The following is a 25,324-nucleotide window of genomic DNA, read 5'->3' on the forward strand; positions in this document are numbered from 1 at the left end:
TTATTCATTCTAGAAGGTTGCTTTAAAATGTTAAAACAAGCTGCTCTTATTGCATTATTGGGTATGTCTGCTTCAGCGATGGCTGGTCAATGGCAGGTAAAAGTTGGTGGGTCTGTAATCGCGCCAACAGCAGATACTGATATCCTAGACGGTGCTGCGACTGTAAAAGCAGACAATGAATATGCATTTACACCATCGGTGGAATATTTCTTTAACGACAACATTTCAGCAGAATTGCTTTTGGCAACTCCAATCAATCATGATGTGCTGTTAAACGGTGATAAGGCTGTTAAGCTTAAACACTTACCGCCAACGATTACTGCGAAATATAATTTTAAAAATTCAACACGCTTTACACCATATATCGGTGTGGGTGGTACAGCCTTTGTTGCTTGGGATGAAGAATCAGATCTAGGTAAGGTTAAAGTAAAAGAAGATTTTGGTTTTGCTGGTCAAATCGGCTTTAACTACCAGCCAGCTGATGCTAAAAATTGGGGTGTTTTCTTTGATGCGCGTTATGCACAGATCAGCCCAGAAGTTGAAATTAAAGATGTTACAACTTTTGATTTAGATATCGATCCAATGGTGTATACAATTGGTTATAGCTACAAATTCTAAGCTGTAGCTAATTTTAAAACCCTGTCGAATGGCAGGGTTTTTTTATGCAGCATATTCCATTCATCAGTTGATCGAATTGAACAAATAGGCAATAGAAAATTTAGGTAGAACTGTTAGAGTCGAGATAAATCAGCAAGTTGTATGAAGAGAAAAGACGATGAAAAAAATTATTCAGGGTATGCTGGTCTTGGGCAGTGCTTATTTTATTTCGACAAGTTATGCCGCAAGTTTTGATTGTAAAAAGGCGAAAACCATTACCGAACATGCGGTTTGTGATAACCGTAGTATTAATGATGCCGATGTCAAAATGGCAACAACCTATACGATTATTCGTCATTTGGTTCCCATGGGGACACGTGGCGCAATTCAAGATCAACAAATAAAATGGCTACAACTACGCGATCAGTGCCGTGACAATGTCAGTTGTTTAAGTGATGTATATAAAATGCGGCAGCAAAAACTGGATCTCTACATGGACCGCGTTTATAAACAAGGACCTTTTTAAACCTTAAAATTTAGTGCGATAGAATAAAAATTTTCCATTCACACTATTGAAAAATAGTGAAGTCCCTCCATTCATATAGGCAATTGATAATTTTACTCAGTATGAACGGAGAGACTGATGAGCGAACAACAATCTCAAAAACACAGCTTCCAAGCGGAAGTGGCTCAGTTACTGCATTTAGTAACACATTCTTTATATTCAAATCCTGAAATTTTCCTTCGTGAGTTAGTATCAAACGCATCTGATGCCTGTGATAAATTACGTTTTGAAGGGATTAACCATCCTGAATATTATGAAAATGATCCAGATTTACATGTGCGTATTCATTTAAATAAAGAGCAGAAGACAATTACCATTTCGGATAATGGTATTGGTATGACACAACAAGAAGCGATTGATCATTTGGGTACGATTGCTAAGTCTGGCACTAAAGATTTTATGTCGAAGCTTACGGGTGATCAAAAGTCAGATGCACAATTGATTGGTCAATTTGGTGTGGGCTTCTATTCAGGTTTTATTGTTGCTGAAAAAATTACAGTGGAATCACGTCGTGCTGGGGTAAATGCCGCTGAAGGGGTACGTTGGGTTAGTAATGGTACAGGTGAGTTTGATGTAGAGCCAATTGATAAGGCTTCACGTGGAACCGACATCATTTTGCATTTACGCGAGGATGCTTTAGATTATTTAGATCGTTACAAAGTTAAGCAGATTATTAATAAATACTCTGATCATATTAGTTTGCCAATTGAGATGCAGAAAGAAGTTTGGCAACAAGAGGAAGCTGCAGAAGGCGAAGAAGCAAAACCTGGTCAATATGTACTGACGGATGAATGGGAAGCGATTAACTCAGCAAGTGCATTATGGACGCGTAATAAAAATGAGATCAGTGAAGAACAATATACTGAGTTTTATAAAAATCTGAGCCATGATTTTGAAGCCCCGCTTGCGTGGACACACAACCGTGTAGAGGGAAGTACGGAATATACACAGTTACTTTATATTCCATCTCGCGCACCAAGCAATATTTTCACACGTGAAGCTAAAGCAGGAATTAAGCTGTATGTGAAACGTGTATTTATCATGGATGATGCGGATAATTTGATTCCAAATTATTTACGTTTTGTTCAAGGTGTGGTTGATAGCGCAGACTTACCACTTAATGTAAGCCGTGAATTATTACAAGAAAGTCGCGACGTTAAAACGATTCGTGAAGGTAACGCCCGCCGTATTTTAACGGTGCTAGATGGTTTGGCGAAATCTGAAGATGTTGCTGATCAAGAGAAGTTTGCAAAATTCTACGCTGAGTTTGGTTCAGTCTTAAAAGAAGGCTTAGGCGAAGACATGGCGAATCGTGAGCGTATTCTAAAATTATTACGCTTTGCTTCGTCAAATAATGATGAAGTGAAAACATCATTTGCAGACTATAAAGCCAATATGAAAGAAGGCCAAAAGGCAATTTACTATGTGACTGCTGATAGTTTAAATGCTGCGAAAAACTCACCACAACTTGAATTGTTCAAGAAAAAAGGTATCGAAGTGCTGCTCATGACTGAACGAGTGGATGAGTGGGCGATGGAATTTGTTTTTGAGTTTGATGGAACACCATTACAGAATGTATCAAAAGGTGCAGTTGATTTGGGTGATCTACAAGATGCTGAAGAGAAGAAAGCACTTGAGGAAGCTGCTGAGCAGTTTAAACCTGTTGTTGAAAAACTGTCGGATGCGTTAAAAGATAAGACCTCTGAAGTGCGTGTAACAACACGTTTAGTGGACTCTCCTGCGTGTTTGGTGGTGGCTGAGGGTGAGTTATCACCGCAACTGGTCCGTATGCTAAAACAAGCAGGACAAGCGGTTCCCGAGTCAAAACCAGTCTTGGAAATCAATCCATCCCATCCGTTGGTACAAAAATTAGAAGGTTCAGCGCAATTTGATGATTTGGCGAATGTGATCTTCGATCAAGCGTTGATTGCTGAAGGCGGTTTACCCGAAGATCCTGCCCAATACATCAAACGGATTAACAGCTTATTGCTGAAGTAACGGTAGATATGAAATGAACCTCCTTCGGGAGGTTTTTTTATTTGGTTTTTCGATAGAGCACATGAATAAAAACGTCCATGTTTTAATCTTTAAAATAAATTAAAAATAAATAATTAATCTATAATAGCGATCGTTAAGTATTGGGAATCTTAAGATGAAAATTTTAGTGATCGCTGTAATGGGCTCGCTGCTCTCTATGGGCCTCATGCAATCTGCTCAGGCAGACAGCGCTAAGCAAAAAATGGTGCGTAATGACCGTGTGCAGGTTTCAAAGCAGATCGCACAATACGATATCAACCCTTTTGTTGATAGTCGCCGTGTGATGCGAAATGATCGTGTTCAGTATAGTTTTCCTAAAGTGAAAAAAGTCGCTGAAAAACAGCCGAGTATTGTACGTAATGATCGTGTACGTGTGATTAAGAAAAATTGAAGCTGAGTTATTTAAAAAAAGCCCATCCTGTTGAGATGGGCTTTTTATTCGCTGTGAAATAGCGGGTTCTAGAACAAGGCTTCAAGGCGCACTAAAGCGCCCACAAAGTGGCTTTTATCGTCACGATGGTTGTTGAGGTAGTTGAGATCACCTTGGATATAAAACCATTCGCGCAGAAAGGGCTGTCGCCATGATACATAGGGTCCCCAACTGTTTAAACGCAGTTGATCGTTATTGTAAAAACCACCTGTATATAGGCCGTAGTTGAATCGGTTACCTTTAAAAAATTGGTGTTGGCGGTAACTGAAGTTATCCCATTTCAGATCATCATCCTGTGCATCTGCATAGGTCAGGTTGAATTGGTTTGAGATAAAGGGTTGGCCTGGTCGGGCATGGGTTAATTCTAAATTGGTTCTCAGATAATTTTCACTATCGATACCATAACGATAAATTTGTTCGGCTAAAAAACTGTAATCATTGTCGAGTTGCCATTTTTTAGCTGCTTTTAAGCGGACATATAGGTCATCACCAGAACGTAAACCTAGATCAACGTCAGTTTCGAAAGGCAGTCGATCTGAAATTTCTGACCAACGTAACGCGAGCGAACTGTTATCTTCACGGGTTTGCTTATTGTCATAATTTTTATCACTACGCCCCGCAGGATTTTCATTGGTAATCGCGGCATTATTTTCAAGCTCATTATCTAAAGAGTCATCACCAAACACGACGCTTAACTTTTTCTCCAAGGTCGGGAGTTTAATTTTTCCTCGTATACGTGGCTTAATTTCGTAACCGTCATGCTTATCCCAACTGTTATCTAAAATGACCCGTAGGGTTGCATTGGCAGGCTTTTCTGGCTCACTTTTCCCAAACCAGTTATCCATGCGAACGGCCGTTCGATCTGCCCAATTTCGGACTTTCTTCTGTTGTCGATCGGTCCAGCTATTATTTTCCGTTTGTTCTGTTGTCGGAACAATGGGGTGATCTGATTGTTCAGGTAAGAAGGTCGGTGTTGCATCAATCCAACGTGGAATTTGATCTAAAAAATCATAGGTCTTTGGCGTGATATACGGTGAATTTTGGTCAGTTACAGGCACATCCTGCGAATGTTCACCCTCAGTTTCATTGACGACAGCATCAGTTTCATTGGCCCAAGCAACTTGATACATCAAGCTCATTGATGCGGAAAAAAGCAAAGTCCGAATAAAGTACTGTTGTTTTTTATGCATATGTTTTGGCTCTATTTAATTATCATCTGAGTATCCTGCATCTGTAGTTTTGTTATTTTTGTCGGATAAATGCAAGCCAAACTACAAAATAAATGCAATTATTCTTCGGTCATTTGCTTAAGTGCTTGATAAAGCGAAATCACATCAATGGGTTGAGGCAATTGTTGGATCACATTTTGGATGCTTTGCCAATTTAAACCTTGCTGTCGATGAAGGATCAAATAGGGAAGGGCTTGTTCGGTACGCAAGAGTGCCATGCGTTTTTGACCGTGGATTAACCGTATTTTTTGACGTTCTTGTAATAATAACAACGGGGTATGTAGCGTCGGTTCAGGTTCATCAAAATGAATGAATTTTTGCGTATGAATTAATTGTGCCGGGATAAATGGATAATAGTCGGTTTGTGACCAAATCATTTCAGCCTGCTGAGACTGTTGATAGAGCTGATCAGGTGCAGTACAAAGTTGCTCTAGATTGTCCCATGTCATGACTTTAATTGCGGCAAGTTCATGTTGATGTTGTTGGCAAAACAGTTGAGAGAGTCGAATGGCTTCCATCTGCGTTTGCGCACCAAACAACAAGAGATATTTGATGAAGCGGCCCTCGGTATTGATTTGCTCTGCTAAATACAGCGGCTGGTTTTTCCAATCTGTACCATCTGTCGTATGCAATAGAACATCAAGTTGTGTTGTGAGTTCAGGCTGATCTATAAACTGCAATTCATACAAGGCCAATTGTGCATCGATGTTTTGCAGCTTTTGAATGCGAGCAGTGTATTGAGCGATTTGAACCTGTTCAGGAAGTTCAACGCTTGCCATTGTCGAGTTGAGATGTTCCTCTGATGGCGCATGTGTTGGCTGCTCAATTAGAACAAGAGGAGCGGTATCAGGTGAAGAAGGCTCCGGCTTATCCGTATTTGAGTTATCAAGCAACAGATCCACTTCATTGATTTGCTTATCGCGATGATCTAGATCGACAGATCCGTCTTTATTTATCGCTTCAATTGGCAGTAGGATATCCACACTTGCTGCAACACAGCTTGGTGCTGTGCTGACTTCGTCCTTTAGGCGTACGGCATGTAGACGTAGATCGATATCACTGATTAAACATTTATATAGCTGTTGTTGCTCAATTAACCAATCATAGCATTCACTGAAATTGCCCCATTCACTGAGTAACGCCGTGCGCTGTTTGGCTGGAATCATCCAAACTTGCCAACCTAACTCATGGTCATGCAGCAAGGCCCAACCCATCTCTGGATATTGATATAAAGCACTTTCGAGTGCAGCGTCATGGTTAAAATAGCCTCGAAATAACAATGAATATGGCGTTTGTTTGGAAAATTCAGTGGCAGCCATTTGTGGCTTAGTTAATGCACGATAACTTAATATTTGCTTTTGAAAAATTGGTTCATCGCATAAGGCAAAAATTTCATGAATCCGACGTTTAGAAAGCGCAGTTTCATAAAAACTCAAAGCACGATGTTCAAGTTGATGGGTCAGTACATGGATTTCTTTTATTAATTGTACTTTGTCTTGTAAATTCATTTGTCCACTTCCTAAAGGACTTTTTGTGCTTTTTCTAAATATTTAGCCAATACAATATTGGTTGCAAGTTCTACTAATTTATATTCAGCCGAATTCGGGTTTCGATATGTATTGGCCAATTCAATCAGGCGTTCAATATCGATAACCTGCGGTGAAATTTTTCCTTGTATCAGTGCCTGAAGTTCTTGCATAGGACAATGTAAATTTAAAAATAAAGAAGTCGATTAGTTCATTTGATTATAGAGATTTCATTAAAAAAAACATGGAAATAAATGTCAGCTTCTACAAATTAAGCGTTAAATATGACAATTAATGCGCATTTTGTTTAAAAATAATACCAAATCATTAGCTTAAAGATAGGTTTTGCAAAAGATATAGCGGTATGGTTTGATCAATTTTTTGAAGTCATCATCAGCGATCGAGCGCTTTTAGATGTTCATTTTTAATGTTAAGTAAAGAATAAAGCCCAAAGTAAAGGCACATAAAATAAAAAACCGATGGTGGGAGCCATCGGTTTTTTTATGGAAAAATCAGCTAAAAATTAAGCTTTTTTTTCTGTGTTTGTTATAACTTCAGTTGTATCAGCAGCTGGAGCTTGGCTCTCTGCATTGGCAGTTTCAGCAGTTACAGCTTTTTTTACTGGAAAATCTGGTACGTAAACGATTTGTGCAGAAACAGTTGCAGAAAGCGCCATCACAGCAACAGCCATAGCATATTTGATTGCGTTCATTTGTGTATTCCTATCAATCATTAGTAACTCAAAAATTGAGTCAGGGAGAAAATTAATCACTTGAATTTATGTGAAAATAATATCAAAAAATAATCAATTAAAAATGATCGATTCGGCAACACAAGATAAATGGTAGGATTTAATATTTATATAAAACAGTCTATTAGAGTTATTGCTCTAGAGTTTTTAGTGGCTGAGTGACAGCGGCGTATCACTCAGATATAGATGAAAAATCTATGAATGTTTGGCACATTTCTTTTCATAGACTTTGCCTGCGATACCACCAATAATGGCACCACTAATCGTACCAAAAACAGGTAATATACTGCCTGCAACAGCTCCGATCGCAGCACCTTTGACGGTCGGAGAAAAACGTGAGAGAAAGCTATTCTTCCCTGTTTGGGACTCGTTGGTGGTTGTTTGAGGGGGTGTATTGGTAGATAGTTCGGTTTCAGCAGAAGTTGCTTGAGGTTCAATAGTCATGACATTACTCCCGAGCATGATCGTTTGAAGAATGAAGCTTTTAGCCTAATCGGTAGTGGCCTTGGCTTAAACAGAAAGCATGTAATAAATGATGGTCAGTTTGTAATCCACCGAAGTGGAATTCACTCCTGTGTAAGACATGTAATATTTTGCTGTTTTGATGTTTAAAAAATAACCAAAATAAGTGACTTAATCATATGATGAAGATTCAAAATCATAACAATGAGGATAAATACAATGTCTGTTGCTAAAGTCGTTGAAGTAAATGCAAGTAGCACAAAAAGTTTTGAAGATGCGATCCAAACGGGAATTAATAAAGTCACTGAAACCGTAAAGAACGTTCAGGGTGCATGGATTAATGAACAAAAAGTTGTGGTGAAAGACAATAAAATTGCGGAATATCGAGTGAACTTAAAAATCAGCTTCTTGGTTGAATAAGTTTAGTTTTATTGAAGTTAAAAACTGATCAAAAAAAAATCCCCGAAGTTCGGGGATTTTTGTTTGAACACGCTGAATTATTTTTCAGGCGTTTCACAGCTTTCATCATTACACACAGGTGTAGGAGCAAGCTCAGGAAGTTCCGCAGCTTTGTCCATCACTTTTTTAAATACATCTTTCGGTTGAGCGCCTGCTAAAGCAATGCGTTGCTCAAATACAAAGAACGGTACACCCGTAACTTTAAGTTGATCGCGTGCTACTTCTTCATCGTATTTGACGAAATCAGCAAATTCATCTGAGTCTAATAAGTCATCGACTTCAACAGGGTTTAGACCAATACGAGATGCAACGTCTTCTAAGGTTTCACGTTCACCAATGGCCAAGCCTTGCGTCATATAGCTATAGAAGAACGCTTCTTTGGCTTCACTGCCGAGACCTTTGCTTTGTGCAAGATGAATCAAGCGGTGCGCGTTGAAAGTATTGCCTGAATTGGCTTTTTGCCAGTTAAATTCAATACCTTCAGCTTTTGCCATTTCGGCGATATTGCGCTGCATTTCTTCAACTTCTTCAATACTGCGGCCATATTTTTGAGCTAGACGTTCAGTATTAGAAATTTCTAGGCGAGCGGGCGCATCTGCGTCAAGTTGATAGCTATGCCAAAACACTTCAAGCTCTACACCCGATTCTTCGGCAGCAGCTTCAAGGCGTTTTTTCGCAATATAACAAAATGGGCAAACCACGTCTGACCAGATATCTACACGCATGGGAAATCTCTTTTCTATGTTCTGGGAAAATGATGGGGGCAAATCCTAAAATTTAAAGCCAAGCAATGCAATCCATTTTTGTCTCGATGGCGCAATGTCGGTTTTTTTTTGATTTTGTTACAAGGATTGAATGAAGATTTGTCTGGCCACTAATCCTTGATTAAACGTTTACCCAAACATATTACTTCAACCTCTTCATAGCCCAATTGTTCATAAAAATTTTGTACATCAATGTTGTCTTGGCGAATCAGTAATTGAAGTTTTGGACAGCCTAGAGCAATTAAGCGTTTTTCTAATTGCTGAATGAGGGCAGTAGCGACGCCATTACGCTGAAAATGTGGATGTACGGCAAGATAATTGACCCAGCCTCGGTGTCCATCATAGCCACCCATCACAGTTGCAATCAGTTGATCATCTTTGACCGCCAACAAGAATAATTGATCACGTTGAGCCAATTTTCGAAATATATCAATTTCAGGATTATTCCATGGACGGGTCAGATCACACAGTTCCCAAAGTGCAATCACATCGTCTAAATCAGTTTCGAGATAGGGGCGGATAATAAACATAATTTTTGTTTTAGCATATAATTTGACCAATTTAGATTAGTCGAGTTTTGCAGACTTGATAAGTCATATTGAAAAATAAAAGCCATAAAAAAACGCTCCGAAGAGCGTTTTTTTATTTCACTGTCAATTAAGCAGTTTTCACTTCTGGTTGAGCAGCTAACATGTGGCCGTTCTCTTCGAAGTTGATGTGCCAAGACAATGCTTCACGTAGAAGGTGAGGTGTTTGACCACCTTTTGCACATGCACGGTCGAAGTAATCGTTTAATGCTGCACGGTAGCTTGGGTGTGCACAGTTGTCGATTACCGCACGAGCACGTTCACGTGGAGCAAGACCACGTAAGTCAGCAAGACCTTGTTCAGTAACCAAGATGTCAACGTCGTGTTCTGCATGGTCAACGTGAGAAGCAAATGGAACAACAGAAGAAATGTCGCCGCCTTTTGCAATCGATTTAGTCACGAAGATTGCTAAGTGCGCATTACGTGCGAAGTCACCTGAACCACCAATACCGTTCATCATTTTTGTACCGCAAACGTGAGTTGAGTTCACATTACCGTAAATGTCAAACTCAAGTGCAGTGTTGATACCGATAATACCTAAACGACGTACAAGTTCTGGATGGTTAGAAATTTCTTGTGGACGTAATACAAGTTTGTCTTTGTATTGTTCAAGGTTATTAAATACTTTTTCGCCATATTTCGCAGAAAGCGTAATAGAAGAACCTGAAGCAAATTTCATTTTGCCTGCGTCGATCAATTCAAATGTACAGTCTTGAAGTACTTCAGAGTACATGATCAAGTCTTCAAAGTTTGAATCTTTAAGACCAGTCAATACTGCGTTTGCAATTGAACCAATACCTGCTTGTAATGGACCTAGGTTTTTCGGTAAACGACCTTCAGCGACTTCTTTTTCAAAGAAAGCGATAAGGTGGTTTGCAATACCTTGAGTTTCATCATCAGGGGCAGTAACTGTAGATGGAGAGTCATGCAATTCGTTGTTAAATACGATACCTACGATTTTTGAAGGATCGATGTTGATTGCATGTGTACCAATACGTTCATCAACATGAGTCAATGGAATAGCTTGACGTGTTGGACGATATGTTGGGATATAAATATCGTGTAAGCCTTCAAATGCTGGGCTTAAGTTGGTGTTGATTTCAACAATTACTTTTTCAGCAAAAATTGCGAAGCTTGCAGAGTTACCTACAGAAGTTGTAGGGATGATGCCACCATCTTCAGTGATCGCAACAGCTTCAATAATTGCTACATCAGGCTTTTTAAGCTGAAGGTTACGCATTTGTTCAACTGTTTCAGACAAATGCTGATCGATGAACATTACTTCGCCTTTGTTGATCGCTTTACGTAATGTATTGTCTACTTGGAACGGTAAACGACGAGCAAGAACACCTGCTTCAGTCAATTTTTTGTCCAAATCGTTACCCAAGCTCGCGCCAGTAATTAGGGTGATTTTAAGAGGATTAGCATGAGCCTGTTGAACCAACGCTAAAGGTACAGCTTTCGCTTCACCTGCGCGTGTGAAACCACTCATACCTACCGTCATACCATCCTGAATGAATTCAGCAGCTTTTTCTGCGCTGATAACTTTGTCGTGAAGGGCAGCTAAACGGATGCGATCTAAAGACATCATATACTCTCGTGAAATTCTCAAAACTGATACGGATTGTACCGATCAAAAAAGCCATTTTGCATCCCTGTTAGGCTAAGGTCTAATTTTTTGAAAAAATGTGGGTATAAGATTTTATTATGATTTTTAAGCTACTGAATAATAAAGTTAAAAATAACAATGGTTAAGGATTAAACAAAACTGTTCGTTGCTTTTTTGAACGCTTGTTAAAAGCGTTCAGTTAAACTTTGCTTAATTTTTTCCAATGGGCTGTTGTTTAATATTTCATCATTTTCGAGTTTTTGCAGTGGTAAAGAAATGATCGCTTCGAGTCCACCTTCTGCTCGATTGTGAATTGAAAGTTGACCTTCGTGAATATCCACAATACGTTTTACAATGGCTAAACCGAGTCCACTGCCTTGGATGGTACGTGCATCATTACCACGTACAAAAGGTTGCATCAGGTCTTCAATTTGGTCTTCAGGAATCCCTTCGCCATTATCGGCAACGCGAATTTGAATATGGTCACCTTCATATTCGGTAGACAGTTCAATCGGCTCGGCACCATAGCGTTTTGAGTTATTGATTAAGTTGCCTATTAGTCGTTTTAACGACAGGCTACGTGCTTGAATAATCGGTAAGTCTTGAGGTTCAAAGCGAATATCTAAAGGTTTAAATTGAATCACTAATTCCTGCAATAGCGCATTTAAATCAGTATCTTGCGGAACCTCATCAGAGCCATCTCGCATATACGAAATGAACTGATTCAGAATTGCATCCATATCTTCAACATCGTAAATCAGACCTTCTTTTAGGAAGTCATCATCAGGCATCATTTCTGCGCTGAGTCGAATACGGGTCAGCGGAGTACGCAAATCGTGGGAAATACCGGCCAACATGATGCGACGATCACGTTCAGTTTGTTCCAGCGTGTAGACCATGTGGTTAAAGGCTTGGTTTACTTCACGGATTTCTTGTGGCCCATGGTTGGTTTCTAAATAAGGAGCAGTGCCTTGTTTACTATAGTTGTTTGCCGCATCTTGTAAACGTTTTAGTGGACGGTTGAGCTGACGAACCAAGGTTAAGATAATGATGCCAGCAATCAGCGGAATACCCAATAACCAGCCTAAAATCAGCTCTGCGCTATAGTTGGCATAGGTTTTTAAAGGCTCGCGAACCCAGTTGCCATTCATTTCTGGAGTTTGAATCCAGATGCGTGGGTCAGGTTTAAATTGGAAATACACGGTCGCATTATCAATGCGCATTTCTTTGGCCAGTTTCTTTTCAATTTGATTGGTAAAGAACTCTGCAATGACTTTGTCTTTGACGTTGGGGAATTCTTTCGGATCGGTCACATATTCGATCCCGACACGGTTGCGCATCCAGTCGTCGACATCCACTTCGGCATTGTTATGAAAAATCCGTAAATCAGGATTGTTAATGATTTCAAGTTCGACCGCGAGGTAACGAGCATGTTGTTGAATTTCGGGTAAATAGAGTGTCCGCCAAAAGAACCATAAGGACATAAACAGGCTAAAAAACACCACAAATAAGACCAATACGGTGGTCCGCATGGCTGCAGAGCGGGGTTTGATTTTATCGAGAAAGCGTTCCCAAGGTGTCCGTTTTTTTTCGGAGTAGGTAACGTAGTCGGTAAATTCCTGTGGGTCGATGGGTTCGAGTTTCACGCAGAATCCTTTAAGCAAATTTTTTGAAAGGCAGTTTTTATTCTTTGCGATGGAATCTTACTGCTGGAACGTTCTTCGGGGGGAGTTCGTTATGTTACTTTTTAAAAAAGTAACCAAAATTTTTGCCATTCGCTGAACTCGCGCACATTACTTTTATTCATTCAATTTCAAGTGGCTCGGACAGCAGCGAATGGCATTTCCGGACAAGAGGTACGGTGACTCGATTCTCAGGTCTTATTTTATGGCTTATTCAGCACCATCTGGAACAAAGACATAACCTACGCCCCAAACGGTTTGAATATAGCGCGCACGTGCCGGGTTTTCTTCAACCAAACGACGCAGGCGAGAAACTTGAACGTCAATTGAACGCTCCATAGCACCCCATTCACGACCACGAGCAAGATTCATTAACTTGTCGCGTGTCAGTGGTTCACGAGGGTGTTGAACTAATGCTTTGAGTACGGCAAATTCACCCGTGGTTAATGTGACGACTTGACCTTCACGGGTTAATGTACGAGTAGACAGGTCGAGTGACCACGGACCAAAAGACACCACTTCCATTTGTTGGCTTGGTGCGCCCGGAACTTCACGCACTTGGCGACGTAGGACCGCACGAATACGAGCTAATAGCTCATTCGGGTTAAATGGTTTTGGTAAGTAGTCATCTGCACCGGCTTCAAGTCCTGCAATACGGTCTGAATCGCTACCACGAGCGGTCAGCATAATGATCGGGGTATCGATGCTAGATTGGCGCAGACGGCGGCAAATACTCAAGCCATCTTCAACAGGCAACATAAAGTCGAGCACAATCAGGGAAAAGAGTTCCCGCTGCAACAGACGATCCATCTGAGTCGCATCATGTGCGGTTTTGACCACAAAACCTTTATCTTCTAGGAAGCGTTGTAAGAGGGTGCGTAGACGCACATCATCATCGACAACCAGAATGCGTTCGACTCGGTCGGTTTCGGCTTGTACGGCATCTGTTTTTTCAGCAGGTACAACTAAACTCATGACGTGCTCCTTATTCTTTATTGTCATCGTAAACAAAAAGTCGATTTCACTTGAGTATACGATTCATTTATATAAATTTACTATGCTCTAAAGCAACAAATATTGCAGTTAAAATCAAGACATAGATACCAAATGTATACATGTTGTTCGAATCAGTTTGCTTGTCTAAGTCTCGCTAATTTGCTGTTTCATAGTCAGTTTCGTAAAAAAATGTGTATTTGAGATGAATTGGCATTAAAAACCACGAATAAATTTATAAAAACAATTGTGGATTTTATGGTCTTGGTCTTTATAATCATGGCTTTTAGAACTTATCCTTGCAGGGATCTAATACGATGACTGACTTAGTTCAGCAGTTGGCAAAAGAAATTGCCGTACGTCCAAATCAAATTGAAGCTGCCATCAAGCTCATTGATGAAGGTGCCAGTGTTCCATTTATCGCACGTTACCGTAAAGAAGTGACGCAAGGTCTGGACGATACTCAATTACGTCAGCTCGATACACGTCTGACTTACCTGCGTGATTTATTTGAGCGCCGTGAAAAGGTAATCGAATCTCTAAAAGAACAAAACAAGTTATCTGATGACTTACTTGCTCGCGTGAATGCAGCAGAAACTAAAAATGCTTTAGAAGAGATTTACGCGCCGTATCGTCCAAAACGTACCAGTAAATCATTTAAAGCAAAAGAAGCAGGTTTAGGCCCAATCGCTGAAAAAATCTTTAATGAAGAGATCGATCCTACGGAAGCTTTGGAAGGCTTTAGCCATGAAGATTATGCAGATGTTGAAAGTCAACTTGATGCGATTCAACACATTTTAATTGATGAATGGGCGCAAAATATTCCATTGACTACTGAACTCAAAGCAACATTTGCACAAACAGCAATGTTAAAAAGTTTAGTGGCAAGTGATGAGAAAAAAGAAGTTGGTAAAAAATTCCGTGATTACTTTGATTTCTCTGAAAGCTTAAATAAAGTGCCGTCACATCGTTTATTGGCGATGCTACGTGGCCGTCAAGAAAATGTCTTAGGCTTAAAAGTCGATGGTGAAGATGAAGCACCATTGGCACGTATTGAAACTGAATATAATGTTGAAACTGCACAGCCTCAAGCACGCGCAGATTTCTTAAAACAAACAGCAAAACTGTTCTGGTTGGGCAAAGTACGTCCTGCTATTGAGCATTCATTATTGACTGAAAAACGTTTGGCTGCCGAAGCTGAAGCGATGGATGTATTTGCTGAAAACCTACGTCATTTATTACTTTCTGCTCCTGCAGGCGCACGCTGCACCTTGGGTGTAGACCCAGGCATCCGTACGGGTGTGAAATTGGCTGTTGTCAATGCATCAGGTGATGTTCTTGCACATAGCACTATTTACCCGTTTGCCCCGAAAGAAGATAAAGCAGGTTCAGTTGCTGAACTTGCGCGCCTTTGCCGCGAATTCAATGTTGAATTAATTGCGATTGGTAATGGTACTGCAAGCCGTGAAACTGAAGCGGTTGTGGCTGAAATGATGGCTGCGAATACGGATTTGAATTTGATTCGTGTGTCTGTCTCTGAAGCGGGTGCATCTGTTTATTCAGCATCTGAATTGGCATCTCAAGAATTGCCAGAGCTAGATGTATCTATTCGCGGTGCAGTGTCGATTGCTCGTCGTTTACAAGATCCATTGGCGGAGCTTGTGAAAATTGATCCGAAATCGATTGGTGTGGGTCAATACCAACATGACGTGAACCAAACCGGTTTGGCAAAAACACTAGAAGCAGTAGTTGAAGACTGCGTGAACTCAGTTGGTGTAGATGTGAACACAGCATCATCTGCAATCTTGGGTTATATCGCGGGTCTAAACAAAGCGATTGCACAGCAAATTGTGGATTTCCGTAAAGAAAATGGTCGTTTTGATAACCGTCAAAGTTTGAAGAAAGTACCTCGTTTAGGCGAACGTACCTTTGAACAAGCAGCAGGTTTCTTACGTATTCAAGATGGTTCTGAGCCACTTGATGCTTCTGCTGTTCACCCTGAATCTTATGGTTTAGTAGAAAAAATTGTGGCAGCGAAAGCAACCACAGTCAAAGATATTATTGGTAATACTGAAATTATTCGCCAAGTAAACGCCGAAGAATTTGTGAATGACCAATTTGGTCTACCGACAATTCAAGACGTTTTATCTGAACTTGAAAAACCAGGTCGTGATCCACGTCCAGAGTTCCGTACCGCAAAATTCCGTGAAGACATCACTGAAGTGGCGCAGTTGACTGAAGGTTTACAGCTTGAAGGTGTGGTTACGAATGTGACGAACTTCGGCGCATTCGTGGATGTGGGTGTACACCAAGACGGTTTAGTGCATATTTCTGAACTTGCAAATGAATTTGTTGCAGATCCGCACAAAGTCGTAAAACCAGGTCAAATTGTTCAAGTTCGTGTACTAAATGTCGATGTTGAACGTAACCGTGTCAACTTGTCTATGCGTGCAGAAGGTGCTGCTGCAGCGAAACCACAACGTCAACCACGTCGTGACAATGCCCAGCAAGAACAACGTGGTGAGCGTAAGCCACATGCGAAACGACCACAGCATGCTCGTCCGCAAGGCGACCGCCCACAAGGTCATAAAAAACCTCAAGCAGCGAAACCACAAGAAAATAAAATTGGTGGTTTAGGTGCGTTGTTATTACAAGCAGGGATTAAAGGTTCGAAGTAATCTTGAACTGTTAAAAAAACCTCCCATTTGGGAGGTTTTTTTTATTTTCTTTTACGGCCTATCAAAGATAAATGAGCTGAATCTTAAACTTCGCAATAAAGTGTAAAAATCACACAAATCACGTATTAAAACACACTATAGAATCGTTCGATTGCCAGACAATATAAGTCACGCCATAAAGTGGTCACAAACTTTAGGCTTTACATACTTACATCTAATTATTTGATATTTATTATAAACGGTAAAATGATGACATCTAAAATTGAACGACATCGATTTCATATTCACGACTTTTTATCTGGAACTGTGGTATTTCTCGTGGCTTTACCGCTATGTCTAGGCATTGCATTGGCTTCTGGCGCACCGATTCTCTCTGGCATTATTGCCGGCATTGTCGGTGGTATTTTAGTCGGAGCATTGAGTGGCTCACATATCAGTGTTGCAGGGCCAGCAGCAGGTTTAACAGCAGTCATTTTGGTACAGCTTGAACTACTCGGCGGCAACTATGCCGCCTTTTTATTGTGTATTGTTTTTGCCGGTATTTTACAGATTGGATTTGGCATATTTCGGCTCGGTTTCTTTGCCAACTTTATTCCGAACAATGTCATATTGGGTTTGTTGGCAGCTATCGGGCTGATTTTAATTGGGAGTCAAATACCTTATTTGTTTGGCTTGAACCAATTTTCATGGTCAGTGCTGTGGCAGGCACAGCCGCTCGATTTGCAATGGGATATCGGTGCTGTTGTGATCGGGATCGGTAGCCTTGTGCTGATGTTGCTTTGGGAGCAGAGCCCATGCAAAAAGTGGGTTCTGCCTTCAGCCTTGGTTGCTGTAGTCCTCGCTGCACTATGTAATGCCGTGTTGGTGCTTAGTGGCTCGTCTTTTGCAGTTCATCCATCAAATCTCATCCAACTTCCTAACCTTTGGGATCAGCCACAAAATGTGATGATCTTTCCGGATTGGACCGCTTTAAATAATCCTCTGATTTATACGGGCGCTATCACTTTGGCGGTTGTGGCGTCATTAGAAACTCTATTGAATTTAGAAGCAGCAGATAAATTGGATCCGCATAAGCGCTCTTCACCCCCCAACCGAGAGTTATGGGCGCAAGGCATCGGCAATGTCGTTTCGGGTGCTATAGGCGGGATGCCGCTAACTTCAGTAATTGTTCGTAGTTCGGTCAATGCCAGTGCTGGAGCTAAAAGTAAATGTTCTGCGATCTTTCATGGCGTATTACTCTTGTTTGCCGTGCTGTGTTTAGTGCCTTTGATGAACATGATTCCGCTTTCAGCATTAGCCGCAATTTTAATCCTCACTGGGTTTAAACTGACACATCCCAAATTGTTTAAACAGTTGTATTTAAAAGGTTGGAAACAATTTATTCCTTTTATCATTACCTTACTGGCGATTTTATTCACAGACTTATTGCTCGGAATCTTGATTGGTTTAGCCAGTAGTGCGGCCTTTATTTTATATGCCAATTTTAATAGGGGACTGAAGGTGTATAAAGAGCATCATTTACATGGGGTGATTACACGGATTGAATTGCCTTCACAAGTCAGTTTTCTCAACCGTTCGGCATTAATATCTGCATTGGAACATATCCATCGTGGCGAACAAGTGGTGATTGATGCCACACATGTGAGTGATATGGATGCTGATATTTTCCAGCTTATTCAAGAGTACCAACAGGAAAAGGCTGTGCAGCGTAAAGTGCAAGTGCAGTTGATTGGTTTCAAGGCACACTATGCCGATGCGCAGGAGGCGGCATTAGATATAGATATTAGTACTGCAGCTTTACAGCAACGTTTGACTCCGGAGGCCGTGCTCGCTTTGCTTAAAGCCGGCAATGAGCGGTTTGTACAAAATGAGCGTTTGCAACGAGATATCTATCGTCAACTGCGGGTGACCGCAGAAGAAGGACAGCATCCGATTGCGGCAGTGTTAGGTTGTATGGATTCTCGTGCGCCGACTGAAATGATCTTTGATGTTGGAATTGGCGATTTATTTAGTTTACGCATAGCGGGGAATGTCGCAGGGCAAAAAGTATTGGGTTCTTTAGAATTTGCCTGCGAAGCCAAAGGCGCCAAAGTGATCGTAGTGCTTGGTCATACGGACTGTGGTGCGGTTAGCAGTGCTTGTCAGTTGCATTTAGCTGGTCAATCGATTCAGAGCCTGACGAGTATGCCACATATTCAATATGTGCTGGGGCCACTCAATGAGTCTGTATCGCGTGTTGCCGAATTGATGCAACCACAAACGCTGAGTCCGGCATTTTTAGAGCAAGTGACGCAAATGAATGTGCATTACAACATCCGCTATATTTTGCAAAATAGTAAAGTGCTACGGCAGTTAGTGCAAGAAGGCAAAGTGGCGATCGTTGGTGCGGTGTATGATGTAAAAACTGGACGGGTTAATTTCTTCGGATAAATAAAATCGGATGACATAAAAAAAGGATCATCATGAACACATGATGATCCTTTTTATTGAACTAAAATACATTAGCGAATCATCGGTACAATCCAACTGGTAATGATCAGCAAAATACCGAAATGTCCCAATTTACGGGTGACATATACCAATTTTGACGGCTTTTCTTCCAATTGTTTCGCATAGTCTTCGATGCTAATGCCTTGTTTTGCATTACTGGTAAATAAAAACACCGCCAAATCGATACAAATTAAAATGGTACCGACATCTGCTACCACTTCCATTAAATCGTATTGGCCGCTGATCAAGGCAGTTGACACTTGATAAACAAGGAAAAGTGCAAAAGCGATGCAGGCATACTGCAAAACAGTTAAAAATATCCGCATAAATCTATACTAAATAAGCTCAAAATTCTGAAACAGGATTATAGCGTCCCTCGCAAGAGATTACTGTAACGCTTAGAGTGCTTGCATGACTGCTGGGAAGTGTTGCTTCTCAACCATTTCCAAAAACTCATCGCCCATACGCTGACTTTCAGCCACACATTGGTTCCACATTTTAATGCGTTGTTGATTGTCTAAGCCTTTGAGGGTAAAGTCTTTACGGTCAGGCAGTCGGCCAAGCGGCAAGCTTGCAAGGTATTCTTGTGAAGGTGATAGTAACAGGGTGCGCGCTTGATTGTCTGGATTAGCCTGACGTTTAAATAATTTATCAAACCAACCGGGGGTGATGCTATCTGTGAAATGTGGATACAGTACGATGCCTTGACTTCGGAAGGGCAGGTCAATGTGATAGTCGATTAGGCCGCCATCGCGGTAACTGCCTTGTGGTGCATCAGGGATATCACGGATCGCGGCCATAACACCAGGAATAGATGCAGATGCCATAAGCCACGGCATAACACTATTTTGAGTCAATGCATGATAATGCGTGGTAAAGCCATCATCTGCCACAGTAAATTGATGACCTGACACAGGCTGACTAATCACACGCTGCATGAAATAACGACTGTGTTTACGTGCAAGCGCTGTCGTTCCCACGATCCCTGCGACAGAAGCTAACAGCGGCAGGGCTTTATCACTTTGGAAAATATGCTGAGCTTTGACTGAAAGCACAGTGAGGTGATAATCCGGGTGATTAACTAGTGCCGCTTCTTGACCTTGAATCAAATCGATCAGCATGCCACGACACACATCGCTGACTTCTTGACGGCTCATCTTTTTATGAAAGCTCAGATTGGTATACAGCTCAGAGAGGCGTTTCGTGCCTTCGATAGCTCCCCAAGCAGCAATACTGGCAAAGCGCCAACTGCCAATCGATGAACCAATTAAAGTACGCTTTTGTTGCGCACGTGGCAAAAAGTCAGCAAAAATCGCCTGATCTAAACCTTGAATACCAATGCCTTTCGGGCCACCAGCAGCACCGGGCAGGATATCCACTTGAGCAGCGTTTAAACCTTCTTGTTCAATCAGTTGGCGTGCTAAATGGCCAGCACGGATATTGAGCGCAGGCGGTTTTTTTTGCAAAATTTGAGTCATGGCAGTCGCTTAAAGTACAGTCGTAGAATTATTCTAGTGCGTTTTTGCACAGACCCAATGGCTGAAACTTACGACAAATGACTTCTCAGTCATATCAGGGCACCGCTCACGAATGCTGTAATAATTGTTCATTATGCCGATGCAATTGAAACAAACTGAGGCAGACGATTGCCCATGTCGCCATTGGAAAGACCGCCCAAGCAAATAGATTAATGATAAAAACCACGGCCCCAGCTAATAACCAATAATTTAACCCGGCCATCAGTTTTTGCTGTGGCAAACAAAGTAGGAATAAACAGGGAAGTGCATTAAAGAGAATGATCCACCAAAATGCAGCGCTATGCTGCATCCGATACATTGTGGTGTTGGCTGTCGGTTGCCAGTTCAGAAAAGATAAGTGCAAATTCAATTGAACCAACACATCGAGTAGGGTCGAAAAACTATATAGCAAGGCCGTTGCACAAGCTCGGAGTGGATTTCGACCATACAGTACCCCTAAATAACTGTATGACATGGCGTTCAGCCTTATTTTATTTTTTGAATTTTTTGTTTTTATAGCTTTAAGCCCTTTATTGCCAAAAGGCTTAAAGGATTTATGGATACATCAAGATCATTTAAATACAGATTATTTAAACACACGCCAAATGGCAAGTAAGCTTGAAAGTGCAATTAATACGATGGAAACGTACCATGGCGCAATTATCGCAATGGAGAGGAAGATGGCCATAACACTGCCAAAGACCCAACTACGCTTTTGCTGATGTTCCATTTGCAAGCGCATGCTTTGCAGTTCATTGAGTTGTTTAGCATGCCAAGCCGACTGATTTTTTAAACCATTCAGACTGTCGATCATCAGCGTTGGTAAATCTTGCGCACCTAAAAGTAAGTCTGGAATTTTTTGTCCGAGTTCTTTTAAGTTTTTCTGCGGATTCATTTGCGCTTTAATCCAATCGGTGAGGATTGGTTTTGCTAAACTCCAAATATCCAATTCAGGATAGAGATCCGTTCCTAAGCCTTCGACATGGACCAAGGTTTTGAGCAGCAACATCAGTTGTGGCGGAATCTCTAAATGGAAACGACGCGCAATATCCATCACTTGAATCAGAATGCCGGCGAAGTCCAATTCATGCATTGGTTTAGAGACCATTGGGCCAACAGTGCGACGCATTTCACGTGCTAAGGCATCTTGATCTGTACCCGGTGGAATCCAACCCGCTTGATGCACGATTTGAATCAGCTGCATAAAGTCGCTGTTCATAACCGCAAGTAGCATGCGTGCTACGGTCATTTGGTCGTGCTTTGAAAGCTCACCCATAATCGCGCAGTCCAAGGCAATAAAGCGTGGATTGTTAGGATTGATGGTTTCGACGAAGACATTCCCCGGATGCATGTCTGCATGGAAGAAGTTATCGCGGAACACTTGGGTAAAGAAAATGGTGAGCCCTTTTTCGGCTAAATCTTTACGATCCATACCCAAGCGATCAAAGGTCGCAATATCTGAAATAGGCACACCGGTAATACGTTCTTCGACCATGACATCACGGCTGTCCATGTAGACTTCAGGCACGTACATCATGCTTGAACCGGTGAAGTAATGACGCATACGACGGGTGTTATCCGCTTCTAAAGTCAAATCCAACTCATTGAGAATAATTTGACGGTAGTCCTGAATAATTTCAGATAAATGCAGGGCACGAGCGGCTTCTAGACGTTTTTCAAGGAACTGACCAAGCCACTCTAATATTTCAAAATCTTCCAGAATTTGATTGCGAATATTTGGGCGAGTCACTTTTACCACGACTTCGCGACCATCATGCAGGGCAGCAGTATGCACTTGTGCAATAGATGCTGCGGCTAATGGTTGCTCGTCAAAGCGTGCAAATAATGTATTCACATCCGCTTTGAGTGATTCCTGAATGCGCATTTTGGCAACGTCATTCGAAAAAGGTTTTACACGGTCTTGTAGTAGTACCAATTGCTGTAAAACTTCAGGTGGAATCAAGTCACGACGGGTAGACAGTAATTGCCCCATTTTAATGGCCAGCGGGCCCATCTCTTCCATGGCTTCTTTGAGCTTGAGCGGATTTTTACGCTCGCGGCTTGACCATGCCGCAGGGTGCATGCGAATGAGAGAAAGAATATGACGGGCTTTTTCCGGTAATTCTTCCGCAGGAAACAACGTGTCGAGTCTATAGTGCGCAGCGATGCGCCAAAGGTCGAGTAAACGTGAAACGTGCGGAATCATATGTGCAATTACCTAGTCTTAAGTGTTGTCTTGTAATGAGTCAATTTGGCTATGCAGCTGCTGAATTTTTGCTTCTGCACGGTCCAGATTTTGATTCAAAATTCGGGTGTCTTGATTCAGGTCATCCATTTGCCAACGTGGGGCAAACAAGCCAGAATCTTCTTTTAACGCGTCTTCAGCAAAGAACAAATGGCTTTGTAAAGTACGTTTGAGATATTTGGGGGCAAGTTGCAACTTACCAATTTCATGCGCAAGGCTTGGACCTATCCAAGGGCTTAGATGCGAAGCTAAATCTGGCTCAGCTTGCTGCATAATGCGCTGGATATCCTGCAATAAGTGATAATCACCTTGCAATGGGATATTGCCAACATCTTCAGCCAACAGTAGTTTGAGGAGCTCGACGACTGTTTTGACATGCAACGTCGCGGTTGCTTCAGTTATGTTTGACTGTTGATCGAAAGGGCGTTGCTCAAAGATGGATGCAGTTTCAGTATGTCCTGTTGGCGTCGGTTCTAAGCGAACTTTCTGATCGTCAAAAAACACATCCACCGACAACTGTGGTGAGTCGATCACCACACGAAGCATTTTGCCTTGCAATTCATTCAGTTGGATGCGAGTAATAGCATCCAAATCAATGACATGATGAATTAAGCGTTCAACTGCACCAAGTGCGAGAATCGACCACATAGTTCAGCCTGCAGTATTAAAGTTTGAAACCACGGTGTACAGCCACGATACCACCCGTTAAGTTGTGGTAATCACAGTTTTGGAAGCCCGCATTTTCCATCATACCTTTAAGAGTACGTTGGTCTGGGTGCATACGAATCGATTCTGCAAGGTATTTATAACTTTCAGAGTCATTCGCTACGATTTTACCCATGATCGGTAATGCAGTGAATGAGTACAAGTCATACAGTTTTGAGAATGGTTCAAATACCGGTTTAGAGAATTCTAAAATCAGTAAACGACCACCTGGCTTAAGAACGCGGTACATTGCAGCAAGAGCAGCATCTTTGTCAGTCACGTTACGTAGACCAAATGAAATGGTTAATAGGTCAAAACTGTTGTCTGCAAAAGGTTCTAAAGTTTCAGCATTGGCCAAAACGAAATCGACATTGGTACAACCAGCATCAATGAGGCGGTCACGACCGACATTGAGCATCGATTCGTTAATGTCTGAAAGCACCACATGACCTGTCGGACCAACTTCACGACTGAACACTTTAGCAAGGTCACCTGTACCGCCTGCAATATCCAGTACGTGCTGACCGCGACGAACACCTGACATGTTAATGGCAAAACGTTTCCATAGACGGTGAATACCAAATGACATTAAATCATTCATGATGTCGTATTTCGCAGCCACTGAGTGGAAAACTTCCGCGACTTTTTGCGCTTTGTCTTCGCTGCTCACGGTCTGATAACCAAAGTGTGTGGTTGGCCCAACATTACCTGTGTTCGCGCCACGTGGCAGATTATATTTGGGTACTGAACCTGTCACAGGTGTGTCGGTCAGACGTTGTTCTAAAGAGTGTTGCTGACCTTGCGCTGTCCCTTGTGGTAAAGGTTCAGTTAAGAATGGACTCGCTTTGTCTGTATTTTGTGCCGACTCAGGTGTAGGGACAGGCGTTTGATTCTCGTTAGACATTAGAGTCACTCCTAACTTATAAATAGGGTTAATGTTGCTTTGCAAGCATGATGACAGATTCTCTGTTGTTATACAGCAGTCATTTGCATTTGTTGTGAATAATATACAGAAAAAATAAGGGGCTGCTGTAATTGCTTTGCAAAACCCCTATAAAAAATCTGAATTCAGCCTTGAACGCCCTGTTTGTTTTATATCAAATGTGGGCTGAATGGGGATGATAATTTTGTTAGGCCGCAGGCTGAAACGGGTTCGGGTCTCCAGCATGTACACGGTCAATGATTTGACGTTCTACAGTGGTAAATTCACGCACAAATTTTTCTGCTGACTTAAGTGGTTTCATTGCGAGAAAGCCATCTTGCATAAAGTCATACATCACTTCGAAGTTATATTTTATTGCTGCACCTTTGCACATCTTAAAGGCGGTATAGACCATAAATGAGCGCATATATTTATCTAAATTACGACCTAAATCGTCCAATAGTTGCAGCTGTAACATACGGTCCTTGCCCTGATCAAGCTTAAGATAAGTCTGGCGCATCATTTCATCGGTTAGGGTCAGATTGGATGGATAATCTTCTAATAATTGCATGGCCACTTGTTCATCAAGCTGTACGGCTAAAATGGCAAGTTGTACGCCCGAAGTACCAGTCTTTATAGCATTGTCTGGAATCAATTTTTCAGCTTTGTGTGCATAGCGCGTGAGACGAGCAATTTGTGCTGCTAATGCATCAAAATCAGGACCGCCATATAAACGATTAATAAAATATTCAGACATCAGCACATTGTGTTTTTCAGCAAATTGTATGGCATGTGTGCGTTGCATACGCTGTTTTTGCCACTGCTGGACATCTTGTAAACGCTGTAAAATTTCTGGCTTTTTGTGGTAGTTCAACTGGTAATACAGTTCAAGTAAATCATCTAATACTGCAAGTTTGGACATTGAGTGTCTCAATTATTTTTTAGATGTTTGAATCTTAGTGGGTGTTGTAGCTTAGGGCTATGACAAAGTGACGAAATTACAGGTTAATCTGAGTCAGTTTGTTGCAGAAATGGTCATATTTTGCATTTCAGCATGTACATGAAAGCATTGTTGT

Annotated in this window: 24 protein-coding genes; 7 read left to right on the forward strand and 17 right to left on the reverse strand. The window is 41.4% G+C overall.

What is annotated here, in order from left to right; all coding sequences use genetic code 11:
- Nucleotides 1-27: 27 nt before the first annotated feature.
- From G0029_RS01355 to G0029_RS01370, 4 genes are all read left to right on the forward strand, one after another.
- Complete coding sequence (locus G0029_RS01355; protein ID WP_078192836.1) at nt 28-618, forward strand: OmpW/AlkL family protein; 591 nt, start codon at nt 28-30, stop codon at nt 616-618.
- A 157-nt stretch (nt 619-775) separates the two neighbouring features.
- Complete coding sequence (locus tag G0029_RS01360; protein WP_078189819.1) at nt 776-1,123, forward strand: lysozyme inhibitor LprI family protein; 348 nt, start codon at nt 776-778, stop codon at nt 1,121-1,123.
- A gap of 117 nt (nt 1,124-1,240) precedes the next feature.
- Nucleotides 1,241-3,160, forward strand: a complete 1,920-nt coding sequence (htpG, locus tag G0029_RS01365) for a molecular chaperone HtpG (protein WP_111885837.1) — start codon at nt 1,241-1,243, stop codon at nt 3,158-3,160.
- Nucleotides 3,161-3,314: 154 nt separating this feature from the next.
- Nucleotides 3,315-3,590: a hypothetical protein gene (locus tag G0029_RS01370; protein WP_078192833.1), complete on the forward strand. Its 276-nt coding sequence runs from the start codon at nt 3,315-3,317 to the stop codon at nt 3,588-3,590.
- Between the two features lie 68 nt (nt 3,591-3,658).
- On the opposite strand, the gene G0029_RS01375 is transcribed toward G0029_RS01370, so the two are convergent.
- The 5 genes from G0029_RS01375 to G0029_RS01395 all read right to left on the reverse strand — a co-directional run bounded on the left by G0029_RS01375 (nt 3,659) and on the right by G0029_RS01395 (nt 7,579).
- On the reverse strand, nt 3,659-4,819 hold the full coding sequence (locus G0029_RS01375) for a hypothetical protein (RefSeq protein WP_180109665.1): 1,161 nt from the start codon (nt 4,817-4,819) through the stop codon (nt 3,659-3,661).
- Between the two features lie 98 nt (nt 4,820-4,917).
- Nucleotides 4,918-6,366, reverse strand: a complete 1,449-nt coding sequence (locus G0029_RS01380) for a hypothetical protein (protein ID WP_180109666.1) — start codon at nt 6,364-6,366, stop codon at nt 4,918-4,920.
- A gap of 11 nt (nt 6,367-6,377) precedes the next feature.
- Nucleotides 6,378-6,557: a hypothetical protein gene (locus G0029_RS01385; RefSeq protein ID WP_078189814.1), complete on the reverse strand. Its 180-nt coding sequence runs from the start codon at nt 6,555-6,557 to the stop codon at nt 6,378-6,380.
- A 350-nt stretch (nt 6,558-6,907) separates the two neighbouring features.
- Nucleotides 6,908-7,096 carry a hypothetical protein gene (locus tag G0029_RS01390; protein ID WP_111885834.1) on the reverse strand — a complete coding sequence of 63 codons (189 nt, stop codon included), beginning with the start codon at nt 7,094-7,096 and terminating at the stop codon, nt 6,908-6,910.
- Nucleotides 7,097-7,330: 234 nt separating this feature from the next.
- Complete coding sequence (locus G0029_RS01395; RefSeq protein ID WP_078192883.1) at nt 7,331-7,579, reverse strand: glycine zipper domain-containing protein; 249 nt, start codon at nt 7,577-7,579, stop codon at nt 7,331-7,333.
- Nucleotides 7,580-7,816: 237 nt separating this feature from the next.
- On the opposite strand from G0029_RS01395, the gene G0029_RS01400 reads away from it, so the two are divergent.
- On the forward strand, nt 7,817-8,017 hold the full coding sequence (locus G0029_RS01400; protein WP_067761311.1) for a dodecin family protein: 201 nt from the start codon (nt 7,817-7,819) through the stop codon (nt 8,015-8,017).
- A 77-nt stretch (nt 8,018-8,094) separates the two neighbouring features.
- On the opposite strand, the gene G0029_RS01405 is transcribed toward G0029_RS01400, so the two are convergent.
- The 5 genes from G0029_RS01405 to ompR all read right to left on the reverse strand — a co-directional run bounded on the left by G0029_RS01405 (nt 8,095) and on the right by ompR (nt 13,673).
- Complete coding sequence (locus tag G0029_RS01405; protein WP_111885832.1) at nt 8,095-8,781, reverse strand: DsbA family protein; 687 nt, start codon at nt 8,779-8,781, stop codon at nt 8,095-8,097.
- Between the two features lie 149 nt (nt 8,782-8,930).
- Nucleotides 8,931-9,350: a GNAT family acetyltransferase gene (locus G0029_RS01410; protein ID WP_180078044.1), complete on the reverse strand. Its 420-nt coding sequence runs from the start codon at nt 9,348-9,350 to the stop codon at nt 8,931-8,933.
- Between the two features lie 127 nt (nt 9,351-9,477).
- Nucleotides 9,478-10,995 (reverse strand): acetyl-CoA hydrolase/transferase family protein, encoded by a 1,518-nt coding sequence (locus G0029_RS01415; protein WP_078192882.1) that lies wholly within the window; start codon nt 10,993-10,995, stop codon nt 9,478-9,480.
- A gap of 206 nt (nt 10,996-11,201) precedes the next feature.
- The gene (locus tag G0029_RS01420; protein WP_180024744.1) at nt 11,202-12,662 is read right to left on the reverse strand and encodes an ATP-binding protein; all 1,461 of its coding nucleotides are present in this window, start codon (nt 12,660-12,662) and stop codon (nt 11,202-11,204) included.
- A gap of 246 nt (nt 12,663-12,908) precedes the next feature.
- Nucleotides 12,909-13,673 carry a two-component system response regulator OmpR gene (gene ompR, locus G0029_RS01425; RefSeq protein WP_078189809.1) on the reverse strand — a complete coding sequence of 255 codons (765 nt, stop codon included), beginning with the start codon at nt 13,671-13,673 and terminating at the stop codon, nt 12,909-12,911.
- A 335-nt stretch (nt 13,674-14,008) separates the two neighbouring features.
- Here ompR and G0029_RS01430 point away from each other — a divergent pair, with 335 nt between their 5' ends.
- Nucleotides 14,009-16,369, forward strand: a complete 2,361-nt coding sequence (locus G0029_RS01430; protein ID WP_180106172.1) for a Tex family protein — start codon at nt 14,009-14,011, stop codon at nt 16,367-16,369.
- 249 nt (nt 16,370-16,618) lie between these two features.
- Nucleotides 16,619-18,799, forward strand: a complete 2,181-nt coding sequence (locus G0029_RS01435; protein ID WP_180109695.1) for a SulP family inorganic anion transporter — start codon at nt 16,619-16,621, stop codon at nt 18,797-18,799.
- Nucleotides 18,800-18,870: 71 nt separating this feature from the next.
- Here the strand turns inward: G0029_RS01435 and G0029_RS01440 are convergent, their stop codons facing one another.
- The 7 genes from G0029_RS01440 to G0029_RS01470 all read right to left on the reverse strand — a co-directional run bounded on the left by G0029_RS01440 (nt 18,871) and on the right by G0029_RS01470 (nt 25,170).
- Nucleotides 18,871-19,185 carry a hypothetical protein gene (locus G0029_RS01440; protein ID WP_180109667.1) on the reverse strand — a complete coding sequence of 105 codons (315 nt, stop codon included), beginning with the start codon at nt 19,183-19,185 and terminating at the stop codon, nt 18,871-18,873.
- A 72-nt stretch (nt 19,186-19,257) separates the two neighbouring features.
- Entirely contained in the window at nt 19,258-20,337 is a 1,080-nt protein-coding gene (locus tag G0029_RS01445) for a patatin-like phospholipase family protein (protein ID WP_180106174.1), read from the reverse strand.
- Between the two features lie 106 nt (nt 20,338-20,443).
- Nucleotides 20,444-20,851: a hypothetical protein gene (locus G0029_RS01450; RefSeq protein ID WP_180106176.1), complete on the reverse strand. Its 408-nt coding sequence runs from the start codon at nt 20,849-20,851 to the stop codon at nt 20,444-20,446.
- A gap of 111 nt (nt 20,852-20,962) precedes the next feature.
- Nucleotides 20,963-22,582: an ABC1 kinase family protein gene (locus G0029_RS01455; protein ID WP_180106178.1), complete on the reverse strand. Its 1,620-nt coding sequence runs from the start codon at nt 22,580-22,582 to the stop codon at nt 20,963-20,965.
- A gap of 18 nt (nt 22,583-22,600) precedes the next feature.
- Nucleotides 22,601-23,269, reverse strand: coding sequence for an SCP2 domain-containing protein (locus G0029_RS01460; protein ID WP_180106179.1), 669 nt, complete (start codon nt 23,267-23,269; stop codon nt 22,601-22,603).
- A gap of 16 nt (nt 23,270-23,285) precedes the next feature.
- The gene (gene ubiE, locus G0029_RS01465; RefSeq protein ID WP_180106181.1) at nt 23,286-24,230 is read right to left on the reverse strand and encodes a bifunctional demethylmenaquinone methyltransferase/2-methoxy-6-polyprenyl-1,4-benzoquinol methylase UbiE; all 945 of its coding nucleotides are present in this window, start codon (nt 24,228-24,230) and stop codon (nt 23,286-23,288) included.
- Between the two features lie 226 nt (nt 24,231-24,456).
- Nucleotides 24,457-25,170, reverse strand: coding sequence for an FFLEELY motif protein (locus tag G0029_RS01470; RefSeq protein WP_111885630.1), 714 nt, complete (start codon nt 25,168-25,170; stop codon nt 24,457-24,459).
- Nucleotides 25,171-25,324 lie beyond the last annotated feature (154 nt).

Source organism: Acinetobacter sp. YH12138 (assembly GCF_015218525.1).
Taxonomy (GTDB): Bacteria; Pseudomonadota; Gammaproteobacteria; order Pseudomonadales; family Moraxellaceae; genus Acinetobacter; species Acinetobacter amyesii.

Bases quoted from the DNA above. Each gene is read 5' to 3' on its own strand.
- G0029_RS01430 (WP_180106172.1), top strand. From the start codon at position 14,009: ATGACTGACTTAGTTCAGCAGTTGGCAAAAGAAATTGCCGTACGTCCA.
- G0029_RS01380 (WP_180109666.1), bottom strand. From the start codon at position 6,366: ATGAATTTACAAGACAAAGTACAATTAATAAAAGAAATCCATGTACTG.
- G0029_RS01440 (WP_180109667.1), bottom strand. From the start codon at position 19,185: ATGCGGATATTTTTAACTGTTTTGCAGTATGCCTGCATCGCTTTTGCA.
- G0029_RS01470 (WP_111885630.1), bottom strand. From the start codon at position 25,170: ATGTCCAAACTTGCAGTATTAGATGATTTACTTGAACTGTATTACCAG.
- G0029_RS01390 (WP_111885834.1), bottom strand. From the start codon at position 7,096: ATGAACGCAATCAAATATGCTATGGCTGTTGCTGTGATGGCGCTTTCT.
- htpG (WP_111885837.1), top strand. From the start codon at position 1,241: ATGAGCGAACAACAATCTCAAAAACACAGCTTCCAAGCGGAAGTGGCT.
- G0029_RS01375 (WP_180109665.1), bottom strand. From the start codon at position 4,819: ATGCATAAAAAACAACAGTACTTTATTCGGACTTTGCTTTTTTCCGCA.
- G0029_RS01400 (WP_067761311.1), top strand. From the start codon at position 7,817: ATGTCTGTTGCTAAAGTCGTTGAAGTAAATGCAAGTAGCACAAAAAGT.
- G0029_RS01445 (WP_180106174.1), bottom strand. From the start codon at position 20,337: ATGACTCAAATTTTGCAAAAAAAACCGCCTGCGCTCAATATCCGTGCT.
- G0029_RS01455 (WP_180106178.1), bottom strand. From the start codon at position 22,582: ATGATTCCGCACGTTTCACGTTTACTCGACCTTTGGCGCATCGCTGCG.
- G0029_RS01360 (WP_078189819.1), top strand. From the start codon at position 776: ATGAAAAAAATTATTCAGGGTATGCTGGTCTTGGGCAGTGCTTATTTT.
- G0029_RS01370 (WP_078192833.1), top strand. From the start codon at position 3,315: ATGAAAATTTTAGTGATCGCTGTAATGGGCTCGCTGCTCTCTATGGGC.
- G0029_RS01385 (WP_078189814.1), bottom strand. From the start codon at position 6,557: ATGCAAGAACTTCAGGCACTGATACAAGGAAAAATTTCACCGCAGGTT.
- G0029_RS01395 (WP_078192883.1), bottom strand. From the start codon at position 7,579: ATGACTATTGAACCTCAAGCAACTTCTGCTGAAACCGAACTATCTACC.
- ompR (WP_078189809.1), bottom strand. From the start codon at position 13,673: ATGAGTTTAGTTGTACCTGCTGAAAAAACAGATGCCGTACAAGCCGAA.
- G0029_RS01355 (WP_078192836.1), top strand. From the start codon at position 28: ATGTTAAAACAAGCTGCTCTTATTGCATTATTGGGTATGTCTGCTTCA.
- G0029_RS01415 (WP_078192882.1), bottom strand. From the start codon at position 10,995: ATGTCTTTAGATCGCATCCGTTTAGCTGCCCTTCACGACAAAGTTATC.
- G0029_RS01410 (WP_180078044.1), bottom strand. From the start codon at position 9,350: ATGTTTATTATCCGCCCCTATCTCGAAACTGATTTAGACGATGTGATT.
- G0029_RS01405 (WP_111885832.1), bottom strand. From the start codon at position 8,781: ATGCGTGTAGATATCTGGTCAGACGTGGTTTGCCCATTTTGTTATATT.
- G0029_RS01450 (WP_180106176.1), bottom strand. From the start codon at position 20,851: ATGTCATACAGTTATTTAGGGGTACTGTATGGTCGAAATCCACTCCGA.
- G0029_RS01460 (WP_180106179.1), bottom strand. From the start codon at position 23,269: ATGTGGTCGATTCTCGCACTTGGTGCAGTTGAACGCTTAATTCATCAT.
- ubiE (WP_180106181.1), bottom strand. From the start codon at position 24,230: ATGTCTAACGAGAATCAAACGCCTGTCCCTACACCTGAGTCGGCACAA.
- G0029_RS01435 (WP_180109695.1), top strand. From the start codon at position 16,619: ATGACATCTAAAATTGAACGACATCGATTTCATATTCACGACTTTTTA.